At 64.5% G+C, this 21,781-nt stretch carries 18 protein-coding genes and 1 pseudogene; 11 read left to right on the forward strand and 8 right to left on the reverse strand.

Features of this window, described 5'->3' with window-relative positions; genetic code table 11:
- Positions 1 to 2: 2 nt before the first annotated feature.
- From A7A09_RS02710 to A7A09_RS21260, 5 genes and pseudogenes are all read right to left on the reverse strand, one after another.
- A complete protein-coding gene (locus A7A09_RS02710) occupies positions 3 to 1,388 on the reverse strand; it encodes a pyruvate dehydrogenase complex E1 component subunit beta (RefSeq protein ID WP_106689922.1) in 1,386 nt (461 codons plus the stop codon).
- A 15-nt stretch (positions 1,389 to 1,403) separates the two neighbouring features.
- Positions 1,404 to 2,413, reverse strand: a pseudogene (gene pdhA / locus A7A09_RS02715) (pyruvate dehydrogenase (acetyl-transferring) E1 component subunit alpha).
- Positions 2,414 to 2,520: 107 nt separating this feature from the next.
- A complete protein-coding gene (locus A7A09_RS02720) occupies positions 2,521 to 2,814 on the reverse strand; it encodes an FtsB family cell division protein (protein WP_106690053.1) in 294 nt (97 codons plus the stop codon).
- Between the two features lie 71 nt (positions 2,815 to 2,885).
- Positions 2,886 to 3,665, reverse strand: a complete 780-nt coding sequence (locus A7A09_RS02725) for a 23S rRNA (adenine(2030)-N(6))-methyltransferase RlmJ (RefSeq protein WP_106689923.1) — start codon at positions 3,663 to 3,665, stop codon at positions 2,886 to 2,888.
- A gap of 518 nt (positions 3,666 to 4,183) precedes the next feature.
- Positions 4,184 to 4,405 (reverse strand): DUF1127 domain-containing protein, encoded by a 222-nt coding sequence (locus A7A09_RS21260; RefSeq protein WP_084203083.1) that lies wholly within the window; start codon positions 4,403 to 4,405, stop codon positions 4,184 to 4,186.
- Positions 4,406 to 4,742: 337 nt separating this feature from the next.
- On the opposite strand from A7A09_RS21260, the gene A7A09_RS02735 reads away from it, so the two are divergent.
- The gene (locus A7A09_RS02735; RefSeq protein WP_106689924.1) at positions 4,743 to 5,825 is read left to right on the forward strand and encodes an Mrp/NBP35 family ATP-binding protein; all 1,083 of its coding nucleotides are present in this window, start codon (positions 4,743 to 4,745) and stop codon (positions 5,823 to 5,825) included.
- A gap of 163 nt (positions 5,826 to 5,988) precedes the next feature.
- Here A7A09_RS02735 and A7A09_RS20490 read toward each other — a convergent pair whose 3' ends face one another.
- Positions 5,989 to 6,393: a hypothetical protein gene (locus A7A09_RS20490; protein ID WP_148043605.1), complete on the reverse strand. Its 405-nt coding sequence runs from the start codon at positions 6,391 to 6,393 to the stop codon at positions 5,989 to 5,991.
- 127 nt (positions 6,394 to 6,520) lie between these two features.
- Between A7A09_RS20490 and A7A09_RS02740 the strand changes: the two genes are divergently transcribed.
- The 8 genes from A7A09_RS02740 to murD all read left to right on the forward strand — a co-directional run bounded on the left by A7A09_RS02740 (position 6,521) and on the right by murD (position 15,675).
- Entirely contained in the window at positions 6,521 to 7,063 is a 543-nt protein-coding gene (locus tag A7A09_RS02740) for a division/cell wall cluster transcriptional repressor MraZ (protein ID WP_106689925.1), read from the forward strand.
- A gap of 3 nt (positions 7,064 to 7,066) precedes the next feature.
- Entirely contained in the window at positions 7,067 to 8,038 is a 972-nt protein-coding gene (gene rsmH, locus A7A09_RS02745; RefSeq protein ID WP_106689926.1) for a 16S rRNA (cytosine(1402)-N(4))-methyltransferase RsmH, read from the forward strand.
- Positions 8,035 to 8,403 carry a cell division protein FtsL gene (gene ftsL / locus A7A09_RS21265; protein ID WP_245999094.1) on the forward strand — a complete coding sequence of 123 codons (369 nt, stop codon included), beginning with the start codon at positions 8,035 to 8,037 and terminating at the stop codon, positions 8,401 to 8,403. Before rsmH ends, ftsL begins: the two co-directional genes overlap by 4 nt.
- Positions 8,400 to 10,229, forward strand: coding sequence for a peptidoglycan D,D-transpeptidase FtsI family protein (locus A7A09_RS02755; protein ID WP_106689927.1), 1,830 nt, complete (start codon positions 8,400 to 8,402; stop codon positions 10,227 to 10,229). Before ftsL ends, A7A09_RS02755 begins: the two co-directional genes overlap by 4 nt.
- Positions 10,230 to 10,240: 11 nt before the next feature.
- The gene (locus tag A7A09_RS02760; RefSeq protein ID WP_436277770.1) at positions 10,241 to 11,725 is read left to right on the forward strand and encodes a UDP-N-acetylmuramoyl-L-alanyl-D-glutamate--2,6-diaminopimelate ligase; all 1,485 of its coding nucleotides are present in this window, start codon (positions 10,241 to 10,243) and stop codon (positions 11,723 to 11,725) included.
- On the forward strand, positions 11,722 to 13,104 hold the full coding sequence (locus tag A7A09_RS02765; protein WP_106689929.1) for a UDP-N-acetylmuramoyl-tripeptide--D-alanyl-D-alanine ligase: 1,383 nt from the start codon (positions 11,722 to 11,724) through the stop codon (positions 13,102 to 13,104). Before A7A09_RS02760 ends, A7A09_RS02765 begins: the two co-directional genes overlap by 4 nt.
- Positions 13,105 to 13,107: 3 nt before the next feature.
- The gene (gene mraY, locus A7A09_RS02770) at positions 13,108 to 14,190 is read left to right on the forward strand and encodes a phospho-N-acetylmuramoyl-pentapeptide-transferase (protein WP_106690054.1); all 1,083 of its coding nucleotides are present in this window, start codon (positions 13,108 to 13,110) and stop codon (positions 14,188 to 14,190) included.
- Positions 14,191 to 14,271: 81 nt separating this feature from the next.
- Complete coding sequence (gene murD, locus A7A09_RS02775) at positions 14,272 to 15,675, forward strand: UDP-N-acetylmuramoyl-L-alanine--D-glutamate ligase (RefSeq protein WP_106689930.1); 1,404 nt, start codon at positions 14,272 to 14,274, stop codon at positions 15,673 to 15,675.
- Between the two features lie 10 nt (positions 15,676 to 15,685).
- Here murD and A7A09_RS02780 read toward each other — a convergent pair whose 3' ends face one another.
- A complete protein-coding gene (locus A7A09_RS02780; RefSeq protein ID WP_106689931.1) occupies positions 15,686 to 17,644 on the reverse strand; it encodes a protein meaA in 1,959 nt (652 codons plus the stop codon).
- Between the two features lie 117 nt (positions 17,645 to 17,761).
- A complete protein-coding gene (locus A7A09_RS02785; RefSeq protein ID WP_106689932.1) occupies positions 17,762 to 18,502 on the reverse strand; it encodes a carbonic anhydrase in 741 nt (246 codons plus the stop codon).
- 241 nt (positions 18,503 to 18,743) lie between these two features.
- On the opposite strand from A7A09_RS02785, the gene ccrA reads away from it, so the two are divergent.
- Both ccrA and A7A09_RS02795 read left to right on the forward strand, forming a co-directional pair.
- Positions 18,744 to 20,030 (forward strand): crotonyl-CoA carboxylase/reductase, encoded by a 1,287-nt coding sequence (gene ccrA, locus A7A09_RS02790; protein WP_106690055.1) that lies wholly within the window; start codon positions 18,744 to 18,746, stop codon positions 20,028 to 20,030.
- A gap of 112 nt (positions 20,031 to 20,142) precedes the next feature.
- Entirely contained in the window at positions 20,143 to 21,684 is a 1,542-nt protein-coding gene (locus A7A09_RS02795; RefSeq protein WP_106689933.1) for an ATP-dependent DNA helicase, read from the forward strand.
- Positions 21,685 to 21,781 lie beyond the last annotated feature (97 nt).

The raw sequence follows: 21,781 nt of genomic DNA on the forward strand, positions 1-21,781 counted from the left end.
CCTTACCTGTAAGTGACTTTCTTCACCGCCTCGACAACCTCTGCCGGGGTGATGAGAGCGTGCTTTTCAAGATTGGCGGCATAGGGCATGGGCACGTCCTTGCCGGTGCAGTTGATCACCGGAGCGTCCAGCCAGTCGAAGGCGTTCTCCATGATATGGGCCGAGATATGGTTGCCGATGGCCCCCACCGGGAAGCCTTCCTCAACGGTCACGCAGCGATTGGTCTTCTGGACCGAGGCGATGATCGTGGCATAATCGATCGGGCGCAGGGTGCGCAGGTCGATCACCTCGGCCTCGATCCCCTCTTCGGCCAGCTTGTCGGCGGCTTCCAGCGCATGGCTCATGCCGATGCCAAAGCTGACGATGGTGACGTCGCTGCCCTCGCGGGCGATGCGGGCCTTGCCGAAGGGGATAGTGAAATCATCCAGGTCCGGCACCTCGAAGCTGCGGCCATAGAGGATCTCGTTCTCGAGGAAGATCACCGGGTTCGGATCGCGGATCGCCTGTTTCAGCAGGCCCTTCGCATCGGCGGCGGTATAGGGCATCACCACCTTGAGGCCGGGGATGGCGGCATACCATGCGGCATAATCCTGGCTGTGCTGGGCGCCCACGCGGGCGGCGGCGCCGTTCGGACCACGAAAGACCATGGGCGCGCCCATCTGGCCGCCGGACATGTACAGCGTCTTGGCCGCCGAGTTGATGATATGGTCGATGGCCTGCATCGCGAAATTGAAGGTCATGAACTCGACGATCGGGCGCAGCCCGGCAAGCGCCGCGCCGGTGCCGATGCCGGTAAAGCCGATTTCCGAGATCGGGGTATCGACCACCCGGCGCGGGCCGAACTTGTCCAGCAAACCCTGGCTGATCTTGTAGGCGCCCTGGTATTCACCGACCTCTTCGCCCATCAGGAAGACGGTCTCGTCGCGGTCCATCTCTTCTTCCATGGCCTCGCGCAATGCCTCGCGCACGGTCATGGTCTTCATCGGCGTGCCTTCCGGCCAGTCGGGGCTGCGGTCGGCCTGCGGAGCGGCAGGCGCGGCCTCGGCACGCTGGACCGTCTGGCCAGCATCATCGGGGGAGCCGCCCTTGTCCTCATCGGCCGCAGGCGCGGCAGGGGCGGGGGCCTTGATGTCGTCGGCGCTTTCGCCTTCCTCGATCAGCACGGCGATCGGGGTGTTGACCTTCACGCCCTCGGAACCCTCGGCGATCAGGATCTTGCCCATGATTCCTTCATCGACGGCCTCGAATTCCATCGTGGCCTTGTCGGTCTCGATCTCGGCGATGATGTCGCCGGCCTTGACCTCGTCGCCTTCCTTCTTCAGCCATTTCGCCAGCGTGCCTTCCTCCATGGTCGGCGACAGGGCGGGCATCAGGATCTCGGTTGCCATGTTTTCGTCCCTCCCTTACGCGTGCTCTTCGGAATAGATGTCGGTCCACAGCTCTTCCGGCGCGGGCTCGGGGCTTTCCTTGGCGAATTCCGCTGCGTCGTTCACGATGTCCTTGATCTCCTTGTCGACGGCCTTGAGCTCGTCCTCGGTGGCATGCTTGCCCTGCAAGAGCAATTCGCGGACATGCTCGATGGCGTCGCGCTCGTCGCGCATCTTCTGCACCTCCTCGCGGGTCCGGTATTTCGCCGGGTCCGACATGGAGTGACCGCGATAGCGATAGGTCATGATTTCAAGGATGTAGGGGCCCTTGCCCGCGCGGCAGTGGGCGACGGCCTTTTCGCCGGCGCCTTGACGGCCAGCACATCCATGCCATCGACCTGTTCGCCGGGGATGCCGAACGCTTCGCCGCGTCCAAAGAGAGATGTCGATTTGGTCGAGCGCTTGACCGAGGTGCCCATGGCATATTGGTTGTTCTCGATGACGAAGACCACCGGCAGGTCCCACAGCTCGGCCATGTTGTAGGTCTCGTAGACCTGGCCCTGGTTGGCCGCGCCGTCGCCGAAATAGGTGAAGGTGACGTTGTCATTGCCCCGGTATTTGTCGGCGAAGGCCAGGCCCGCGCCAAGCGGAACCTGTGCCGCGACGATGCCGTGGCCGCCGTAGAAATGCTTTTCGCGGCTGAACATGTGCATCGAGCCGCCCTTGCCCTTGGAATAGCCGCCCTCGCGCCCGGTGAGTTCGGCCATCACGCCGCGCGGATCCATGCCGCAGGCCAGCATATGGCCGTGATCGCGATAGGAGGTGATGCGCTTGTCACCCTCTTTCGAGCTGGCTTCGAGGCCGACGACGACGGCTTCCTGCCCGATATAAAGGTGACAGAAGCCACCGATCAGGCCCATGCCGTAAAGCTGGCCGGCCTTTTCCTCGAATCGGCGTATCAGCAACATGTCGCGATAGAATTTCAGCAATTCGTCCTTGGAACTATTGGACGGCGCCGGCTTGCTGGCAGCGGGTTTCCTGGCCATGCGGGGCTTTCCTCCTGGGTGCTGGTTCGGAATAGTTCAGCGTTAAACTATCCGTAACGCATCGCGCGGAGGGGTGCAATGCGGGAAAGCGCGCGGGCGCCGACCGGCTATTGGATGATGATTTCGTCCGAGCGGATCAGGCCCAGAACCTCGCGCGCGCGTTCGTCCAGCAGGTCGAGATCGAGATATTCATCCGACAGGCGGCGGGTCAGGTTCTGCATCCGGCCGACCTCTTCGCGCAGCCGGTCGCGCTCGTCGATCAGTTCCCCGGTTTCGGCTTCGACCTGCACCCGGCGCAGGATGCCCGACGGCCCCTGCACGGCGGCAAAGGCGAAATAGAGACCCAGTGCGAAAATCAGTACGAAAAAGATACTGGCGCTGATCGATAGACGCTGCGACATGAAGGACTGCCCGTTATGTTTTGCGCCGATCATGCCATATGCGGGCGGGCAGGGGAATCCCCCGTCGCGTTTCAGGACAGTTGCCGGAATATCTTTTCAAGCCGTGCGGCCTCGTCGGCGAGGCCCCAGGGCGGGTTCAGGATGAACATTCCCGACCCGATCATCGCATGTCCCGGCCGGGCAGGCGGGAAACCGACCTCCGAGATCAGCGCGTCCGGATATGAGCCGCGCAGGGCGTTTGTCATGGTCTCGTGGCGCCTGTCGGTCAGGATAGGATACCAGAGCGCGATGACGCCGACATTCCACTTTCGCGCAATCTGGCCGATGATCCGGGGCAGGGCGTCGTAATCGGCCTTGATCTCATAGCTCGGGTCGATCAGCAGCATGCCGCGCCTTGGCACTGGCGGACAGATGGCTTGCGCCATGCGAAAGCCATCCTCGCGATGGATCGTGGCAAAACCCGCCACCTGCGACAAGGCCGCATGTTCCGCAGGGTGCAGTTCTGCCAGATGGGCATGATCGCCGGGGCGCAGGAAATGCGCGGCAATAAGCGGGGAGCCGGGATAGGCGGTCCTGCCATGCGTGGCCCGGATGTCTTGCAGGGCGCGCAGCAGGGGGTGATCCGGGGGAAGCCAGCCCTTTGCTTCGGCACGCAAGATGCCTGCTTGCGCCTCTCCGGTTTTTGCCGCTTCGGGACTGTTCAGATCGTATAATCCGCGCCCCGCATGCGTTTCCACATAGGTCAGCGGCTTGTCCTTGCGGGTCAGGTAATCCAGCGCCGACGCAAGCAGGGCGTGCTTGTGCAGATCGGCGGCATTTCCCGCGTGATAGGCGTGCTGATAGCTGAGCATGTCCCGGCAATAGACATCTCGGGCATGGTCGGAAAGGGCTGTTTCATAAAAAATGCGGCGGCGCCCAGGGAGGAGGAGAGGGCGCCGCCGCTCAACGCTGGCCCAGGGAGGAGGAGGGGCCGCGTATGGGCTGCGGTGGAGGCCAGGGAGGAGGAGAGGCCGGCACCGCACACGACAAGCCAGGGAGGAGGAGAAGGCCCGTCGCATCGGTTTGCCGCAAATGAGGCGGCTATGGGGTGCGGTGGCTGCCCGGGAGGAGGAGAGGCGTCACCGCAAACGACAGGCTGGGAGGGAGGAGAAAGGCCCGTCGTATGGTCTTGCCGCGAAACAGGGCGGCTATCTTTTGCGGCGGCTCCCAGGGAGGAGGAGGGGGAGCCGCCGCTCGCATCCGTAGGCCCAGGGAGGAGGAGAGGGGCTGCGGAGCTGACTTTGGGCGGTGCCCTCCGGGGAGGAGGAGAGGAGGACACCGCCATATCCCGAACCCAAGGGAGGAGGAGAAGGGTCGGGAAAGCGAATTCTTACTTGCCGTAGGCCGCTTCGTGGGCCAGGCGGGTGATCATCGAGCGGTTGATGCCCAGATCGTCGAGATCGCGGGTGGTCAACGCGTTCAATTCGCGCAGCGTCTGACGGTAGACCGCACGGCGTGCGCGGTTTTCCTGCATCCGCTGAACCGCGTTCAGCAGGCGGCCACGCAGGCCGGTTTCGGCGGCGGCATTCTGTGCTTGAGCGATAACAGCCATGATGTTTCCTTTCATTCGTCTCGTCCAGCACCCGGCCCGGATGGCCCGGCGCTTCGTTGAAACAAAGATGGACCCTATGCTGCGATTGCACAATCCTCCCTTTCGCCAATGCTGCCATGCAGCAGATGCATGACTGGCACGTAAGCCAAAGGTTGTAACCTCATGGAAATGTGATCGAAAAAGATGGGCATCATTTCGTTAGCGTTAATGCTGCAATCGCGAAACTCACTTGTTCTGCGATGCTTGTCAGGGGGCAGGGCCGGGTTTTGCCGGGATGGTTGCTGCGCCGCGCCGGATACACCATGTTACTCTGTGATGCAGATACAAGGCCGATAACATGTCCGTAAACCGCGAAGTTGTCCTTAGGGAAATCTCCGAGATTACCCTTCCGGGGGGTGAAACACTGGGGCAGGCCGATCTGGTTCGTGCGCTCGTGATCGAGAATGACACCATCCGATTCGTGCTGGAGGTCGACAATGCCGAGGCCGCCCGTGCGCTGGCCCCGGTCGAGGCCGAGGCAAAACGCCGCCTGATGGCATTGCCGGGGATCGCGCAGGTTCACATCGTCACCACCGCCCCGGCGGCAAAGCCCGCAGCCCCCGCAGGCGGGGGGGCGCCATCGCTGAAACTCGGCGGGCATCCGACCGCCCAGGCCGGGCCGCAGCCGATTCCCGGCGTGCGCCACATCATCGCCATCGGATCGGGCAAGGGGGGCGTAGGCAAATCCACCGTTACTTCCAACCTTGCTGTCGCGCTTGCGAAGGCCGGCCGCAAGGTCGGGCTGCTGGATGCCGATATCTATGGCCCGTCGCAGCCCCGGATGATGGGCGTCTCGGGGCGTCCCGCCAGCCCCGACGGTCAGCGGATCGAGCCGCTGCATGCCCATGGCGTCACCGTGATGTCCATCGGGCTGATGCTGAAAGAGGGCGAGGCGGTGGTCTGGCGCGGGCCGATGCTGATGGGGGCGATCCAGCAATTGCTGCAGCAGGTGAACTGGGGCGAGCTGGACGTGCTGCTGATCGACCTGCCGCCCGGCACCGGCGATGTGCAGCTCAGCCTCTGCCAGAAGGCGGCGGTGACCGGCGCGCTCATCGTCTCCACCCCGCAGGACGTGGCGCTGCTGGACGCGCGACGCGCGATCGACATGTTCCGCAAGCTGAAGGCGCCGGTGCTCGGATTGATCGAGAACATGTCAAGCTATGTCTGCCCGAATTGCGGCGAAGAAGCTCATCTTTTCGGTCACGGCGGCGTCGCGGTCGAGGCCGAGACGCTCGGCCTGCCTTTCCTTGGCGAATTGCCGCTTGAACTGGAGGTCAGGCTGGCGGGCGATTCCGGCCGGCCGGTGGCGCTAGGCGATGGTGCGACGGCGCAGGCCTATGCCCGGCTGGCCGATCGGCTGGTAAGGGGCGGTATCGGCTGAGGCTGATTCCCCCTTCCGAATGACCGGTCCGATGCCGGATGTCCGATCTGCGTGAATCCGGGCCGGGACCATTCCGATGGTTCCGGCCCGGTGGTTCATCATGATCCGCATGGGAATATCCGGGATCACCGGGATTGCATGGGGGTTCTGGGAATTCATGGAATCACGAGGGGTGGTTCGCTTCCCGAATCCGTGATTCGGCGTGATCGCCGCGAAATTTCGCATGAATCACACGGCCATTATTCGCTTTACTCAAGGTAATGCAGGAAAATCTGGGATTTTCTGCCACACCGGTGCGATGTCCATATCTTGTGTTTTGTTTGGTGTAATCTTCCATTGGTTGAGTTTGTCGGAAGATTTGCGTCATATTCTTACGTTCATGAACCGAAAAGTTCAAATAAAATTCGCGGACGGGGCGCAAAATTCCGTTGCCTCCCATGAATTCCCATGTCACAACGTAATCACGAAGACGGGCAGTGGAAGGGGCATCAAGACCCCGCGAAGGCGAAGCAGGCTTCATACAGGCACCCGTTTTCCAAATTGATCCGCCCGCGCGTGCGAGCAGCACCAGCCCCCAAGGTGGCGCGTGACAGGGTGGGCAACCCCGCAAGGGGCCCAGGCAATGGGAACGAGGGCGGCGGATCGGGCAGTGGCAGCGGCCCGATCCGCCTTTCTCTTTCGGGCGGGCGAAAGGGATGGGCAGTGAGGACGGCAAACAGGTGGCGCGGAAGTTCAGAGGCACCGAACACGTCAAGCTGGATGGCAAGGGTCGCATGTCGATCCCGGCCAAGATGCGGCGTGTCTTCGATGCCGGTGATCCTTCCTTCTCGACCTCGAATACCGGACGCACGCAGATCGTCGCCGTTTATGGCCCCGAATGGTGGAACTGGATCGAACTTTACACCATCGAGGCCGCCGATGAGATCGACGAACAGATCGACAGCCTGACCCGCGGCAGCAAGGAACGCCGCTGGCTTGAGCAGTTGATGAACGGCCAATCCACCGATCTCGAGATCGACCGCGAAGGACGGCTGGTCCTGCCGCTGCGCCTGCGCGAAAGGCTGGGGCTGGCCGAGGGCAACGAGACGGTCTTCGCCTCGCATGGCGACTATATCAAGGTCTATCACCCTGATTCGCCGCCGAAGGATATCGAGGAACTCGAGGAATTTACCGCTTCGAAGGGACCGGGCTTCGATCCGCGCGAATTCCTCAGCGATGCCGGCTCGGAAGAGGGCTAGGCGATGGAAGCTGCGCATGTCCCGGTCCTGCTGAAACCGCTTCTCAAGGCGGTTTCTCCTGTTTCAGGCATCTGGCTGGACGGCACTTTCGGTGCGGGCGGATATGCGCGCGGGCTGCTGGAGGCCGGGGCCGGACGGGTGATCGGCCTCGACCGCGATCCGGCGGTCTTCGCGATGGCCCGCGAATGGGCCGGGCAATATGACGACAGGTTGCGGCTGGTCGAGGGCGAGTTTTCGGACCTCGACAGTCTGGCCGGGGAACCGCTTGACGGCGTGGTCCTGGACCTGGGCGTCAGCTCGATGCAGCTTGACCAGGCCGAGCGCGGCTTTTCCTTTCTGCGCGACGGGCCGCTGGATATGCGGATGGGGCAGGACGGCCCTTCCGCCGCCGATCTGTTGAACGAGGCGGAGGAGGCGGTGATCGCGGATGTCCTTTACCATTATGGCGAAGAACGTGCTTCCCGCCGCATCGCCCGCGCAATCGTCGCCGCTCGCCCGCTGACCCGGACCGCGCAGCTTGCCGAGGTCGTGGCCTCCTGCCTGCCGCGCGCCAAGCTGGGGCAAAGCCATCCGGCGACGCGCAGTTTCCAGGCCATCCGGATCTGGGTGAATGACGAATTCCGGCAATTGGTCGATGGGCTTGCCGCCGCCGAACGCGCGCTGCGGCCCGGTGGCAAGCTCGCGGTGGTCAGTTTCCATTCACTGGAGGACCGGATCGTCAAGCGTTTCATGCAGGCGCGCGCGGGCAGCACGGGCGGGGGCAGCCGCTACGCTCCGGCCGCCCCGACCGCCCCTGCCGCCTTCACCCTGCCGTTCCGCCGGGCGATCGGGCCGGATGCCGAAGAGATGCAGGCCAATCCCCGCGCCCGTTCCGCCCTGCTGCGGGTGGCAGTCCGGACCGATGCGCCCGCTGCCGCCCCGGACGAGGCGGGACTGGCCATGCCGATACTGCCGCAAAAAAGGGGGCGGCGATGAAATCCATCCTTTACCTGGCATGTGTCCTGGTGGTGATGGGGCTGGCTTTCTGGGCCTATCGCGAGAATTACCGGACCCAGGCAGCCATGAGCGAGATGAGCGATGTCCAGCGCGAGATCGCCGGGCTGCGCGAGGAACTCGGCGTGCTGCGTGCCGAATGGGCCTATCTGAACCGGCCGACGCGGCTGCGCGAACTTGTCGATCTGAATTTCGAGCGCTTGCAGCTCGTGCCCATCGAGCCGGGCAATTTCGCCGATCTCGACAATGTCGATTATCCCAAGCCGCCCCCCGTCCGTCCGCCATCGCGCCCGGCAGGGGGCAGGACCGCCGATACCGGCGCCGCATCCAACGAGGAACAGCCATGATCCGCACCCCCTTGCGCCCTCTGGCCCGCATTCTTCGCGCCCGCGAACGCGGCGAGAATCCCGATGAGATCGAGGCCGAGAACCGGCGGATGCGGCACGAGGAAATCCAGGACAAGGCCCGCCGCCGTGCCGAGGGCCGGCTGATCCTGATGGCGGGCTGTTTCGTGCTGGCTTTCGTGACCGTGGGCCTGCGCATGGGCGCGCTGGCATCGAGTGAGCCGAGCGAACCGCGTGCCCAGGTCATGAGTGCGCAGATCATGTCGCAGCGCGCCGATGTCACCGATCGGCGGGGGCGGGTGCTGGCGATGAACCTGCTGACCCATTCGCTCTATGCCCATCCCCATCAGATGATCGATCCGGTCCGCGCGGCGCAGGGGCTGGCGAAGATCTTCCCCGATCTCGACGGGGCGAAGCTGACCGAGGATTTCACCGGTGATCGCAAGTTCATGTGGATCAAGCGCAAGATCAGCCCCGAGCAGATGCAGGCGGTCCATGATCTGGGCGAGCCGGGCCTGCTGTTCGGCCCGCGCGAGATGCGGGTCTATCCCAATGGCCATATCGCCAGCCATATCCTGGGTGGCTCGGGCTTTGGCAACGAAGGCGTGAGCAGCGCCGAGGTTCTGGGTGTCGCAGGGGTTGAAAAGGCCTTTGACGGCTGGCTGCGCGACCCCGCGAATGACGGCGCGCCGCTGGTCCTGTCGATCGATCTGACCGTGCAATCGGCGATGGAGCGGGTGCTCGATTCCGGCATGAAGCTGATGAATGCCAAGGGGGCCGCAGCCGTGCTGATGGAGGTCGAGACCGGCGAGATCGTGGCGATGGCGAGCCTGCCCGATTTCGACCCCAATGACCGGCCACGGCCGCTGTTGAAGGGCGATCCTTCGGACAGCCCGCTGTTCAACCGGGCGGTGCAGGGTCAATACGAGCTTGGATCGACCTTCAAGATCTTCCCGGTCGCCCAGGCCCTGGACCTGAAACTGATCAATCCCAATAGCGGCATCAATTCCAAGAGCCCGATGAAGATCGGCAAATACCTGATCCATGATTTTCACAATTACGGCACCCAGCTCAGCGCGACCGACGTGATCGTGAAATCCTCGAATGTCGGCACGGTGCGGATCGCCCAGATGGTGGGTGCCGAACGCCAGAAGGAATTCCTGGAGGATCTCGGCTTCTTCGCGCCCACCCCTGTCGAGATGGTCGAGGCGCCGACCGGCCAGCCCCTGGTGCCGAAACGCTGGCCCGCCGTGACCTCGGCAACGGTTTCCTTCGGCCATGGCCTTGCCGCCAGCCCGCTGCACCTGGCTGCGGCCTATGCGACCATTGCCAATGGCGGCCGCAAGGTGACACCGACGCTGGTGCATGGCCGCAAGCGCCCCGAAGGCGAGCAGGTCCTGTCCCCCGTTGCGGCCGAGATGGCGGTCAGCATGCTGCGGCAGGTGGTCACACGGGGGACTGCGCGCCGTGCCGAAGTCGAAGGTTACGAGATCGCCGGCAAGACCGGCACCGCCGACAAGCCGCGTCCGAGCGGCGGCTATTACGACAACAAGGTCGTGGCGACATTCGCCTCGGTCTTCCCGGCCAGTGACCCCAAATATGCGCTGGTCGTTTCGCTCGACGAGCCGTCGGTCTCGACGGGTGGCGGCGAAAGCCGCACCGCCGGGATGACCGCCGTTCCCGTCGCGGCTGAACTGGTCCGCCGTCTTGCCCCGCTTCTGGGGCTGAAGGCCAAAAGCGACGTGACCCTGCCCAGGATCGATCCCAGGATCATGGCGCATGTTGAACAGGGCGCGACGGATGCGGTAAAGCTCGTTTCGAACAAATGACGGGTGAAACGGTGAGTCGGGCGTCGAAGAAACTGTCGCAGCTCGGGCTGCGAGGCAGAGACGGGCGCGATCCCGTGATTTCCGGAATTTCGGTCGATAGCCGAACGGTCAAGCCGGGGCATCTGTTTGCCGCCCTGCCGGGATCGACCGTGCATGGCGGCGAGTTCATCCCATATGCGCTGCGGATGGAGGCAGGGGCGGTGCTGACCGACCGCGCCGGGGCAAGGATGGCGGCCGAGGCCTTTGCGGATTGGGACGGTGCCGTGATCGTGGCCGAGGATCCGCGCGCGGCACTTGCCGGGGCGGCGGCGCTGTGGTTCGAGGCGCAGCCCGAACATGTGGTGGCCGTCACCGGCACCTCTGGCAAGACCAGCGTGGCGACATTCACCCGCCAGATCTGGCAGGCATTGGGCCATCAGGCGATCAGCCTTGGCACCATGGGGGTCGAGGGCGATTACCACGCCAAGCTGGCCCATACCACGCCCGAGCCGGTCACCCTGCATCGGGTCCTGTCCGAGGCAGCGCAGGCCGGTGTGACCCATGCCGCGATGGAGGCTTCCAGTCATGGTCTGGATCAGCGGCGGCTCGACGGCGTGCGGGTCGAGGCGGGTGCCTTCACCAATTTCAGCCAGGACCATCTGGACTACCACGCGGATTTCGACGAATATTTCGCGGCCAAGGCGCTGCTCTTCAACCATATTCTCGAAGATGGCGAGTCGGCGGTCATCAATATCGACAGCGAGCATGGCCGCCGGATGGCGGATATCGCCAGGGATCAGGGCCTGGCGTTGACCACGATCGGCACCGGCGATGACGCCATGTTGCGCATCCTCGGCCAGCGCTACGACGCCACCGGGCAGGATCTGCGCTTTTCCGTGATGGGGCAGGCCCATATGGTGCGCCTGCCGTTGATCGGTGGATTCCAGGCCGAGAACGTGCTGGCCGCGATGGGGCTCGCGCTGGCTTCGGGCGATGCGGCGGAAGGGATCCTCGCGGCGCTGCCCGAATTGCAGACCGTCCGGGGCCGGATGCAACTGGCGGCGCAGCGCGACAATGGCGCGGCGGTTTTCGTGGATTATGCCCACAAGCCCGGCGCGCTGATCGCCGCCCTGCAATCGCTGCGCCCGCATGTGATGGGCCGCATCATCGTGGTGTTCGGGGCGGGCGGAGACCGCGACCGGGGCAAGCGCAAGCTGATGGGCGAGGCCGCGCGCCAATATGCCGATGTGGCGATCGTCACAGATGACAATCCGCGCAGCGAGGATCCGGCCTCGATCCGCGCCGCGATCATGGAGGGGGCAGGCCCAGAGGCCACCGAGGTCGGGGACCGGGCCGAGGCGATCCTGCGCGGCGTGGACGCCCTGCAACCCGGCGATGCCCTGTTGATCGCGGGCAAGGGGCACGAGACCGGCCAGATCGTGGGGCAGGATGTCTATCCTTTCGACGATGCCGAGCAGGCCTCGGTCGCCGTCGCCGCGCTGGATGGCCGGATATGAGCCTGTGGACTGCGGCAGATGCCGCCGCCGCGACCGGCGGACGGGCGCAGGGGGACTGGGTGGCCTCTGGCGTTTCCATCGACACACGGACGATCCGGCCGGGCGATCTCTTCGTTGCGCTTACGGATATTCGCGACGGCCATGATTTCGTGGCGCAGGCGCTGGAGAAGGGGGCTGCCGCCGCCCTTGTCAGCCGCATCCCCGAGGGCGTGCCACAGGATGCGCCGCTGCTCATCGTACCCGAGGTTCTGCCCGCGCTGGAGGATCTGGGCCGTGCCGGGCGCACGCGCATGACGGGCAGGGTCATCGCCATCACCGGCTCGGTCGGCAAGACCTCGACCAAGGACATGGCACGGGTGGCGCTGACCGGGCAGGGGCGGATCCATGCCGCCGAGGCCAGCTACAACAATCACTGGGGCGTGCCGCTGACCCTGGCGCGAATGCCGCGCGACAGCGATTTCGCCATTATCGAGATCGGCATGAACCAGCCCGGCGAGATCGCGCCCCTGTCGCGCATGGCTCGTCCGCATGTGGCCATGATCACCACGGTCGCCGCCGCGCATCTGGAGGCTTTCGGCGCCATCGAGGGCATCGCGCATGAGAAGGGCGCGATCTTCGAGGGGCTGGAGGCGATCGGCACCGCGATCATCCCCGAGGGCTTGTCCGTGACCCCCATCCTGCGCGATCACGCCGATGCGGCCGGGGCCATTGTGCTGGGTTTCGGACATGAGGGCATGGCCCGGCTGGTGCAGGCGAAGCCCGAGGATGGCCGGTTGAAATGCCGCGCAAGGATTGCCGCGGAAACGATTGATTTCACGCTGAATACGAGTGGCGCGCATTTCGCCCTCAACGCGGTCGGCGTGCTTGCCGCGCTCGGCGCTGCCGGGGCCGATGTGAAAGAGGCGGCCCTGCGCCTTGCCGATTGGCAGCCGCCAAGGGGGCGCGGGGCGGTCGAGGACCTGGGCGGCATCCGCCTGATCGACGATGCGTTCAACGCCAACCCGACCTCGCTGGCGGCGGGCTTGGCGATGCTGGCCGGGTTGCAGGGGGGGCGGCGCGTGGCGATCCTTGGCGACATGCTGGAACTGGGGCCCGACGAGGTGGCGCAACATTGCGCCATGGCCGATGATCCGGCCATGGAGAAGATCGATCTGGTTCACGCCGCGGGCCCGCTGATGCGGCATCTCTACGACGCCCTGCCGGCGGAAAAACGCGGTGTCTGGGCAGAGGCTTCCGCTGAACTGGCCGCAAAGGCGGCAGAACTGGTTGCGCCCGGCGATATCGTGCTGGTCAAGGGATCGAAATCCTCGAAAGTGTCGGCGGTGGTTGACGCGCTCCGGCAATCAGGGCAAAGGCCCGCGCCGCAACAGAAGGGATAAGTGATGCTCTATTGGCTGAGCAGTCTTTCCGAGGGGGGCGACCTCTTCAACTTGTTCAGATATATTACATTCCGCGCCGGCGCCGCCTTTTTCACCGCGCTGCTATTCGGTTTCATCTTCGGCAGCCCGCTGATCAGCTACCTGCGGAAGGTCCAGAAAACGGGCCAGCCGATCCGCGACGACGGCCCCGAGGGGCATCTGCTCAAGGCCGGTACGCCGACCATGGGCGGCATCCTGATCCTCTCGGCCCTGTTCGTCTCGACCCTGCTTTGGGCGCGGCTGGACAATGGCTATGTCTGGATCGTGCTGCTGGTCACGGCGGGCTACGCGGCGATCGGCTTTGCCGATGATTACGCCAAGGTCAGCAAGAACAATACCAAGGGTGTCTCCGGGCGGATCCGGATGGGCCTGGGGCTGGCGCTGGCCCTTGTCGCCTCGGCCTGGGCGATGTGGCTGCACCCGGCGGAACTGAGCGGGCAACTGGCGATGCCGGTCTTCAAGGACGCGCTCATCAATCTCGGCCTGCTGTTCATTCCCTTCGGCATGATCGTGATCGTCGGCGCCGCGAACGCGGTGAACCTGACCGACGGGCTGGACGGGCTGGCGATCATGCCGGTTATGATCGCCGCCGGAACCCTGGGCGTGATCGCCTACACGGTCGGGCGAGTGGATTTCACCGAATATCTGGGCGTGCACCAGGTGCCGGGCACGGGCGAGATCCTGGTCTTCGTCTCCGCCCTGATCGGGGGCGGGCTGGGCTTCCTGTGGTACAATGCCCCGCCTGCCGCCGTCTTCATGGGCGATACCGGCTCGCTGGCCCTGGGCGGCTCGCTCGGCGCCATCGCAGTGGTCACCAAGCACGAGATCGTGCTGGCCATCGTCGGCGGGCTCTTCGTGGTCGAGGCGCTCAGCGTCATCATCCAGGTGCTCTATTTCAAGCGAACCGGCAAGCGGGTCTTCCTGATGGCCCCGATCCACCACCATTTCGAGAAGAAGGGCTGGGGAGAGGCGCAGATCGTGATCCGCTTCTGGATCATCGCGCTAGTGCTGGCCCTGATCGGGCTGGCGACGCTCAAGCTACGCTGATACATTTCTTCTTCATGTAAATATCCTCTGGGGGTCCGGGGGGCGAAGCGCCCCCGGCCCGAGGGCTGAAAAGGTGCACTGATGATCCCTGTCCAAGGCGTTGAAGATCAGACCGTCGCCGTGCTCGGCCTTGGCCGTTCGGGCAAGGCGACCGCCGCCGCCTTGCAGGCCGGTGGAGCGCATGTGATCGCGTGGGACGATGGCGTCGATACCCGCGAGGCCGCCGAGGCCGAGGGGCTGCATATCGCCGATCTGACCCGCGACGAGTCCTGGCATGGCGTTACCATGCTGGTCACTTCGCCCGGCATCCCGCATCTTTATCCCCATCCGCACCCGGTGATCGCCAGGGCCTATGCGCTTGGAATTCCGGTGGATAACGATATCGGCCTGTTCTTCCGCAGCTATGCCGGGGCCGGTTGGGACGAATTCGACCGCGCGCCCAGGGTGATCGCCGTGACCGGCTCGAACGGCAAATCCACCACTACGGCGCTGATCCACCATATTCTCCGTGAATGCGGAAGGCCCAGCCAGATGGGCGGCAATATCGGCACCGGGGTGCTGTCGCTGGAGCCCGCGCGGGATGGCGAGGTGGTGGTGATCGAACTGTCCAGCTACCAGACCGAGCTGGCGCGGGCACTGACGCCGGATGTCGCCGTGTTCACCAATCTGACGCCGGATCACCTGGACCGGCATGGCGGGACGGGCGGATATTTCGCGGCAAAGCGCCGCCTTTTCGCCGAGGGCGGGCCGGACCGCGCGGTGATCGGCATTGACGAGGCCGAGGGGCTGTATCTTGCCGGACAACTGGCGACGGCGCCTTCGGACGACCGGGTGATCCGGGTCTCGGCGGGGCAAAAGCTGGATCGTGCGGCCTGGTCGGTTTTTGCCCGCAAGGGGTTCCTGGCCGAATATCGCAAGGGGCGGCAGGTGGCCTCGATCGATCTGCGGGGGATTTCCGGGTTGCCCGGCGCGCATAATCACCAGAACGCCTGCGCCGCCTATGCGGCATGCCGGGCGGTTGGCCTGCCCCCGCGCGAGATCGAGGCGGCATTCCACAGTTTCGCCGGGTTGCCGCATCGCAGCCAATTGGTGGCCGAGATCGACGGCGTCCGTTACGTCAACGATTCCAAGGCGACGAATGTGGATGCCGCCGCCAAGGCCTTGCAGGCTTTCCAGCGCATCCGCTGGATCGCCGGGGGGCTTGGCAAGGATGGCGGGATCGCCGCGCTGACCCCGTATCTTGAACATGTGAGCAAGGCTTACCTGATCGGCCATTCGGCACGGGATTTCGCGCTGGAGATCGGCCAGACGCCCTATGAAATCGCGGAAACGATGGAACAGGCGGTCGCCCATGCGAGCGCCGAGGCCGAAGCGGGGGACATCGTCCTCTTGGCTCCTGCCGCCGCCAGTTTCGACCAATATCCGAATTTCGAGAAACGCGGCGAGCATTTCACCGCGCTGGTCGAGGGGCTGAAAGCGCGCTGATCCCGTGGGATCACGCCGCCGCCGCCCCGGGCTCGACCAGGGCCACGATATCCATCATGATCCTGTTGAGCTGGAAATCCTTGGGCGTATAGACCCGCGCCACCCCCATGGCGAGCAGGCGTTGCGCGTCCTCTTCGGGGATGATGCCGCCGGCGATGACGGGGATGTGGCCCAACCCGGCCTCGCGCATCCGCTCCATCAGTTCCTCGATCAGGGGCAGATGGCTGCCCGACAGGATCGACAAACCGACGACATGGGCCTCTTCTTCAAGGGCGCGGGTGACGATCTGTTCGGGGGTCAGGCGGATGCCCTCATAGGTGATGTCCATGCCGCAATCGCGGGCGCGGAAGGCGATCTGTTCGGCGCCGTTGGAATGGCCGTCGAGGCCGGGTTTGCCGACCACGAATTTCAGCCGCCGCCCAAGCCGGGCACTGACTGTATCCACCGCCTCGCGGATCTCCTCCAGCCCCTCGGTCCGGTTCGAGGGCGAGGCCGACACGCCGGTCGGGCCCCGGTATTCGCCATGGACCTGACGCATCACCCCGGCCCATTCGCCGGTCGTGACCCCGGCCTTCGCCGCCGCGATAGAGGGGGGCATGATATTGTCGCCATTCCGCGCAGCCTCGCGTAGCGCGGCCAGCGCAGTGCGGATGGCGTCCTCGTCGCGGTTTTCGCGCCATTCGTTCAGGCGGGCGATCTGGTCCTGCTCGACCTCGGGGTCCACGACCAGGATCCCACCATCGCCCGAGGTCAATGGCGAAGGCTCCCCCTGTTCCCAACGGTTCACGCCGACCACCACGGTCTCGTTCGATTCGATCTTGCCGAACCGTTCGGCATTCGATTCGACCAGCCGCGATTTCATGTAGTCGATTGCCGCGATCGCCCCGCCCATCTCGTCCAGCAGCTTCAATTCATCGCGCGCGCCCGCCTTGAGTTCCTCGACCTTGGCGGCGATGACCGGGTTGCCGTCGAACAGGTCGCCATATTCCAGAAGATCCGTCTCGTAGGCGACGATCTGCTGCATCCGCAGCGACCATTGCTGGTCCCATGGCCGGGGCAAGCCAAGCGCCTCGTTCCATGCCGGAAGCTGCACCGCCCGCGCCCGCGCGTTTTTCGACAGCGTCACCGCCAGCATTTCCAGCAGGATGCGGTAGACGTTGTTTTCCGGCTGCTGCTCGGTCAGGCCGAGGCTGTTGACCTGCACGCCATAGCGGAAACGCCGGTATTTCGGATCTTCGATGCCGTAGCGGGTGGCGGTGATCTCGTCCCACAGCTCGGTGAAGGCGCGCATCTTGCACATCTCGGTGACGAAACGGATGCCCGCATTCACGAAAAAGCTGATCCGGCCCGCCATCGCCGGGAAATCTTCGGCGGGAACCTTGCCCTTCAGGTCGTCGAGAACCGCGATCCCGGTGGCCAGCGCATAGGCCAGTTCCTGCTGCGGCGTCGCCCCGGCCTCTTGCAGATGGTAGGAGCAGACATTCATCGGGTTCCATTTCGGCAGGTTCTTCGCGGTGAAGGCCGCCACGTCGGTGATCATCCGCAAGGAGGGCTTGGGCGGGCAGATATAGGTCCCGCGCGAGAGGTATTCCTTGATGATGTCATTCTGCACCGTGCCTTGCAGTTTCGCGACATCCGCCCCCTGTTCCTCGGCCACGGCGATATAGAGCGACAGCAGCCATGGCGCCGTCGCGTTGATCGTCATCGAGGTGTTCATCTGCTCCAGCGGGATCTGGTCGAACAGCGTCCGCATGTCGCCGAGGTGACAGATGGGCACGCCGACCTTGCCGACCTCGCCCCGCGCCAGAAGATGATCGCTGTCATAGCCCGTCTGCGTGGGCAGGTCGAAAGCCACCGACAGGCCCGTCTGCCCCTTGGCCAGATTGCCCCGGTACAACGCGTTCGACTTTTCAGCCGTGGAATGACCCGCATAGGTGCGGAACAGCCAGGGTTTGTCCTTCTCGGCCATGATGGCGCCTCGCAACAATCTTTCTGTCTGTGTTCAGATACAGAAACATTCATGCGCCGTCAATTCGCCGCGCCGCAGAAATTCGTGGCGATGCGATTGCACCGCCACAGTCGCGCCCTATTGCTTCGGCTGGATCACCAGACGGTCATTGACGGCCTGCACGGGGCGGTTGTTCTCGCCCATGACTTCGGACAGTGCAGTGATCTGGTCGGCCGAGGCGGTGATCGGGGTGCTCAGGACATGCCAGGCCACGCCCTCGGAGCAGGGTGGCGTGGTGAGTGAGCCGGAATAGCGGAAGCTTTCCAAAGATTTCGGCAAAAGCGCGGCCGGATCGAATTCGACCCCGTCGATCTTCTGCGGTTCGCCGGATTGCCGGGGCAGGTGCTGGATGATCTTGGCGAGCTCGGGGTTTTCCTTGCCCTCATCGATCAGCACCGCGAGCACCGCAAGCTGCCCATCGGCCGATCTGTGGACGAAATGCACCTCCAGCGGGAAATGTTTCCCGTGGATGGCATGTTCGCTCGGGTCATGGAAATGCACCTGGAGCAGGGGGAAATCCTTGCCATCCTCGGTCAGTGCGCCGGAATTGGTCGCGTCCAGCTGGATCGTGTGACCGTTGTTCCAGATCGTCATCGGCAGCGGCTTGTAGCTGGCGGTGAATTCCACCTCGCCCCGGGCATTCGAATCGGTCAGGTCGATCGGTGACTGGCTTCGGCCGATCTTGCACACCCGGTATTGCGGGTCGAGTTCGGCCCAATGCTCCGGCCCGGTCTTGCCCTTGTACGACCAGTGTGTCGCAAGGTCATTCGCCAGCGCGATATGCGGCAGGCAGAGCAGGATTGCGATATATCTGAGCATGTTTCTTCCTCTTTAACCACCGGAACTGTGTCCGGCACCCGGTAACAACGGTCCCAGGAATACGCCGCTCGCCGCTCGTCGCCAGCATGTTTATGAATCGTGGTTTCACGATTTGACGAGGAAATCCTGTGAGACATAATGTTTCAAAATCTGACCTCACAGGATTGCATTGTTGCTATTTCGCTTTTAACAAGTCCTCAACCCGGTGATTCTGCGCCGCGGCATGATGAAGGAGATGCAGATGGCCCTCGACGCCCCGATCGCGCCCTATGAGGCGCCCCAGAAAGACCTTTACGAGATCGGCGAGATGCCGCCCCTTGGCCATGTGCCCAGGCAGATGCATGCCTGGGCCATTCGCCGCGAACGCCACGGAGAGCCGGACAAGGCGATGCAACTGGAGGTCGTGGATACCCCAAGCATCGACAGCAACGAGGTGCTGGTCCTGGTGATGGCGGCAGGCGTCAATTACAACGGCATCTGGGCCGGGCTGGGCCAGCCGATCAGCCCCTTCGACGGGCATGGCGCGGAATATCATATCGCCGGATCGGATGCCGCCGGGATTGTCTGGGCGGTGGGCGACAAGGTGCGGCGCTGGAAGGTCGGCGACGAGGTCGTGATCCATTGCAACCAGGATGACGGCGATGACGAGCATTGCAATGGCGGCGACCCGATGTATTCGCCCAGCCAGCGGATCTGGGGCTACGAGACGCCGGATGGTTCGTTCTCGCAATTCACCCGTGTGCAGGCGCAGCAACTCATGCCCCGCCCGCGTCACCTGACATGGGAGGAATCGGCCTGCTACACGCTGACGCTGGCCACCGCCTACCGGATGCTGTTCGGCCATGAACCGCATGAGCTGAAACCGGGCATGAACGTGCTGGTCTGGGGCGCATCGGGGGGGCTTGGCTCTTACGCGATCCAGCTCATCAACGCGGCGGGCGGCAATGCCATCGGCGTGATCAGCGACGAGGACAAGCGCGATTTCGTCATGAGCCTTGGTGCCAAGGGCGTGCTGAACCGCAAGGATTTCAACTGCTGGGGACAGCTGCCGACCGTGAACACGCCCGAATATGCCGACTGGTTCAAGGAGGTCCGCAAATTCGGCAAGGCCATCTGGGACATCACCGGCAAGGGCAAGAATGTCGATATCGTCTTCGAGCATCCGGGCGAGGCGACCTTCCCGGTCTCGACATTCGTCTGCAAGAAGGGTGGCATGGTGGTGATCTGCGCGGGCACCACCGGGTTCAACTGCACCTTCGATGTCCGCTACCTGTGGATGCATCAGAAGCGCGTGCAGGGCAGCCATTTCGCCCATCTGAAACAGGCCAGCGCCGCCAATCAGCTGATGCTGGAGCGCCGCCTCGATCCCTGCATGTCCGAGGTCTTTCCCTGGGCCGAGATCCCGCAGGCGCATATGAAGATGTACAAAAACGAGCACAAGCCGGGCAACATGTCGGTGCTGGTGCAGGCCCCGACCACCGGGTTGCGCACCTTCGAGGACGCGCTGGAGGCCGGACGCAAGGGCTGATCCGGGGGATTGGTGACTGGCTGGCCACGCCGACGATACCGTTGAGTAAAGGGGGATGCACAATCGCTGCATCCCCCTTCGCTTTCCCGCCGTCACAGGCTACAGCTTGCCCATGACCGGCCAGACCCTCACCACCACGACGCCCTCGCTGTCCGCCGATCAGGCCGATGCCTGGGACCGGCTGGCCGAGACCTTTGCCGGTGCCGGTGTGGACCTGACGGCCGAGGAACTTCTCCCGCCGCAGCCCGGCAAGGGCCGCGTCATGGCGGTGATCGGCAAGGCCGGTTCGGGCAAGACGCTGATGCTGTCCGAAATCACCCGCGCCCTGCGCGAAGCCGGGGTCGAGATCGTCAGCGCCGATTACGAGGGCCGCCGCCGCAAGGACCGCCGCACCGTGGCGATCCTCGCGCCCACCAACAAGGCGGCCTTCGTGCTGCGCACGCGTGGCGTTCCCGCCACCACGATCCACCGCATCCTTTATACCCCGGTCTATGACCCGGAATACGAGCGTATCGCCGAATGGCTGACGGGCGAGGGAACCCGTCCCACCGTCGAGGGGCTGACCGATGTCGCGCTGGACCGCGCCAAGGCCTTCTACGACCAGCATGCCTCGATCCCCGGCGCGCTGGCGGCTGCGGGCCTGCGCGGATCGGATTTCATCAAGGGCTGGAAACGGCGTGAGGACGGGCTGGATATCGGGCTGATCGACGAGGCCTCGATGCTGGACGAGCGCCAGTTCGAGGACCTGCGCGAGATCTTCCCGGTGCTGGTCCTGTTCGGAGATCCGGCCCAGCTTGCCCCCGTCGGCCAGTCCGGCGAGATGGTGTTCGACAGCCTTGCCGAATCGCAGCGCCTGATGCTGAGCCGGGTTCACCGGCAGGCCGATGACAGCCCGATCCTCGACCTGGCGCATGCGCTCTCCGATGACAGTCTCGATTTCCGGGGGTTCGAGCAGATGGTCCGCGAGGCCGCCGACAGGGATCCCCGGGTGATCTGGGCCGAGCGGGTGGAATCCGACCTGATGGCCCGCAGCCCGGTGCTGGTCTGGCGCAATGCCACCCGGATCCGCCTGATCCATGCCTTCCGCACCGCTTTCGGCGCCCCCGGAGACGCGCTTCTGCCCGGAGAGCCGCTGATCTGCGACGGGCTCGAATTGCCGCTGAAGCACCGCAAGAAGCGCATCGACCTGGAGGCGCGGGGCCTGATCAAGGGCGCGCAGGTGGTCTATCTGGGACCGGGCCGCAAGCCCGGCTTCTCGCGCCTGCACGTGATCGGCGCCGAGGATCCGCGCCTGTCCGCCGCCAGCATCGTCAAGATCGAGATGCCCGACGCCGAGGAACCCTTCATCCCCTTCGCCGCCCGCATGGGCGCGGCCTTCCTGCATGGTGCGGCGGTCACGATCCACAAGGCGCAGGGCTCGCAATGGCCCGATGTGCAGGTCTTTGGCCCCGATATCGGCGCCGCCGCATGGTCGAACCGCAGCGAGGCGGGGATTCCGTTGTGGAAACGCCTGACCTATGTCGCCATCACCCGCGCGCAGGAACGCCTGCTCTGGGTCACCCGCCCACGCCTCGCCCGCCCGTCAGCCGCGCTCTCGACTGCGGATCTGGAGGTGCCGACGGCGCCTCTCACGCTCGAAGCCGATCAATCCTAACGCCTTCTTCTTCATATAAATATCCAGGATCCGGCGCTCAAGCCCGGCGCACCGCCCGCCCGTTCTCGATCCGTTCGATCGACAGCCGCAGCGCCTC

This window comes from Paracoccus methylarcula, from assembly GCF_003007735.2.
Lineage (GTDB): Bacteria > Pseudomonadota > Alphaproteobacteria > Rhodobacterales > Rhodobacteraceae > Paracoccus > Paracoccus methylarcula.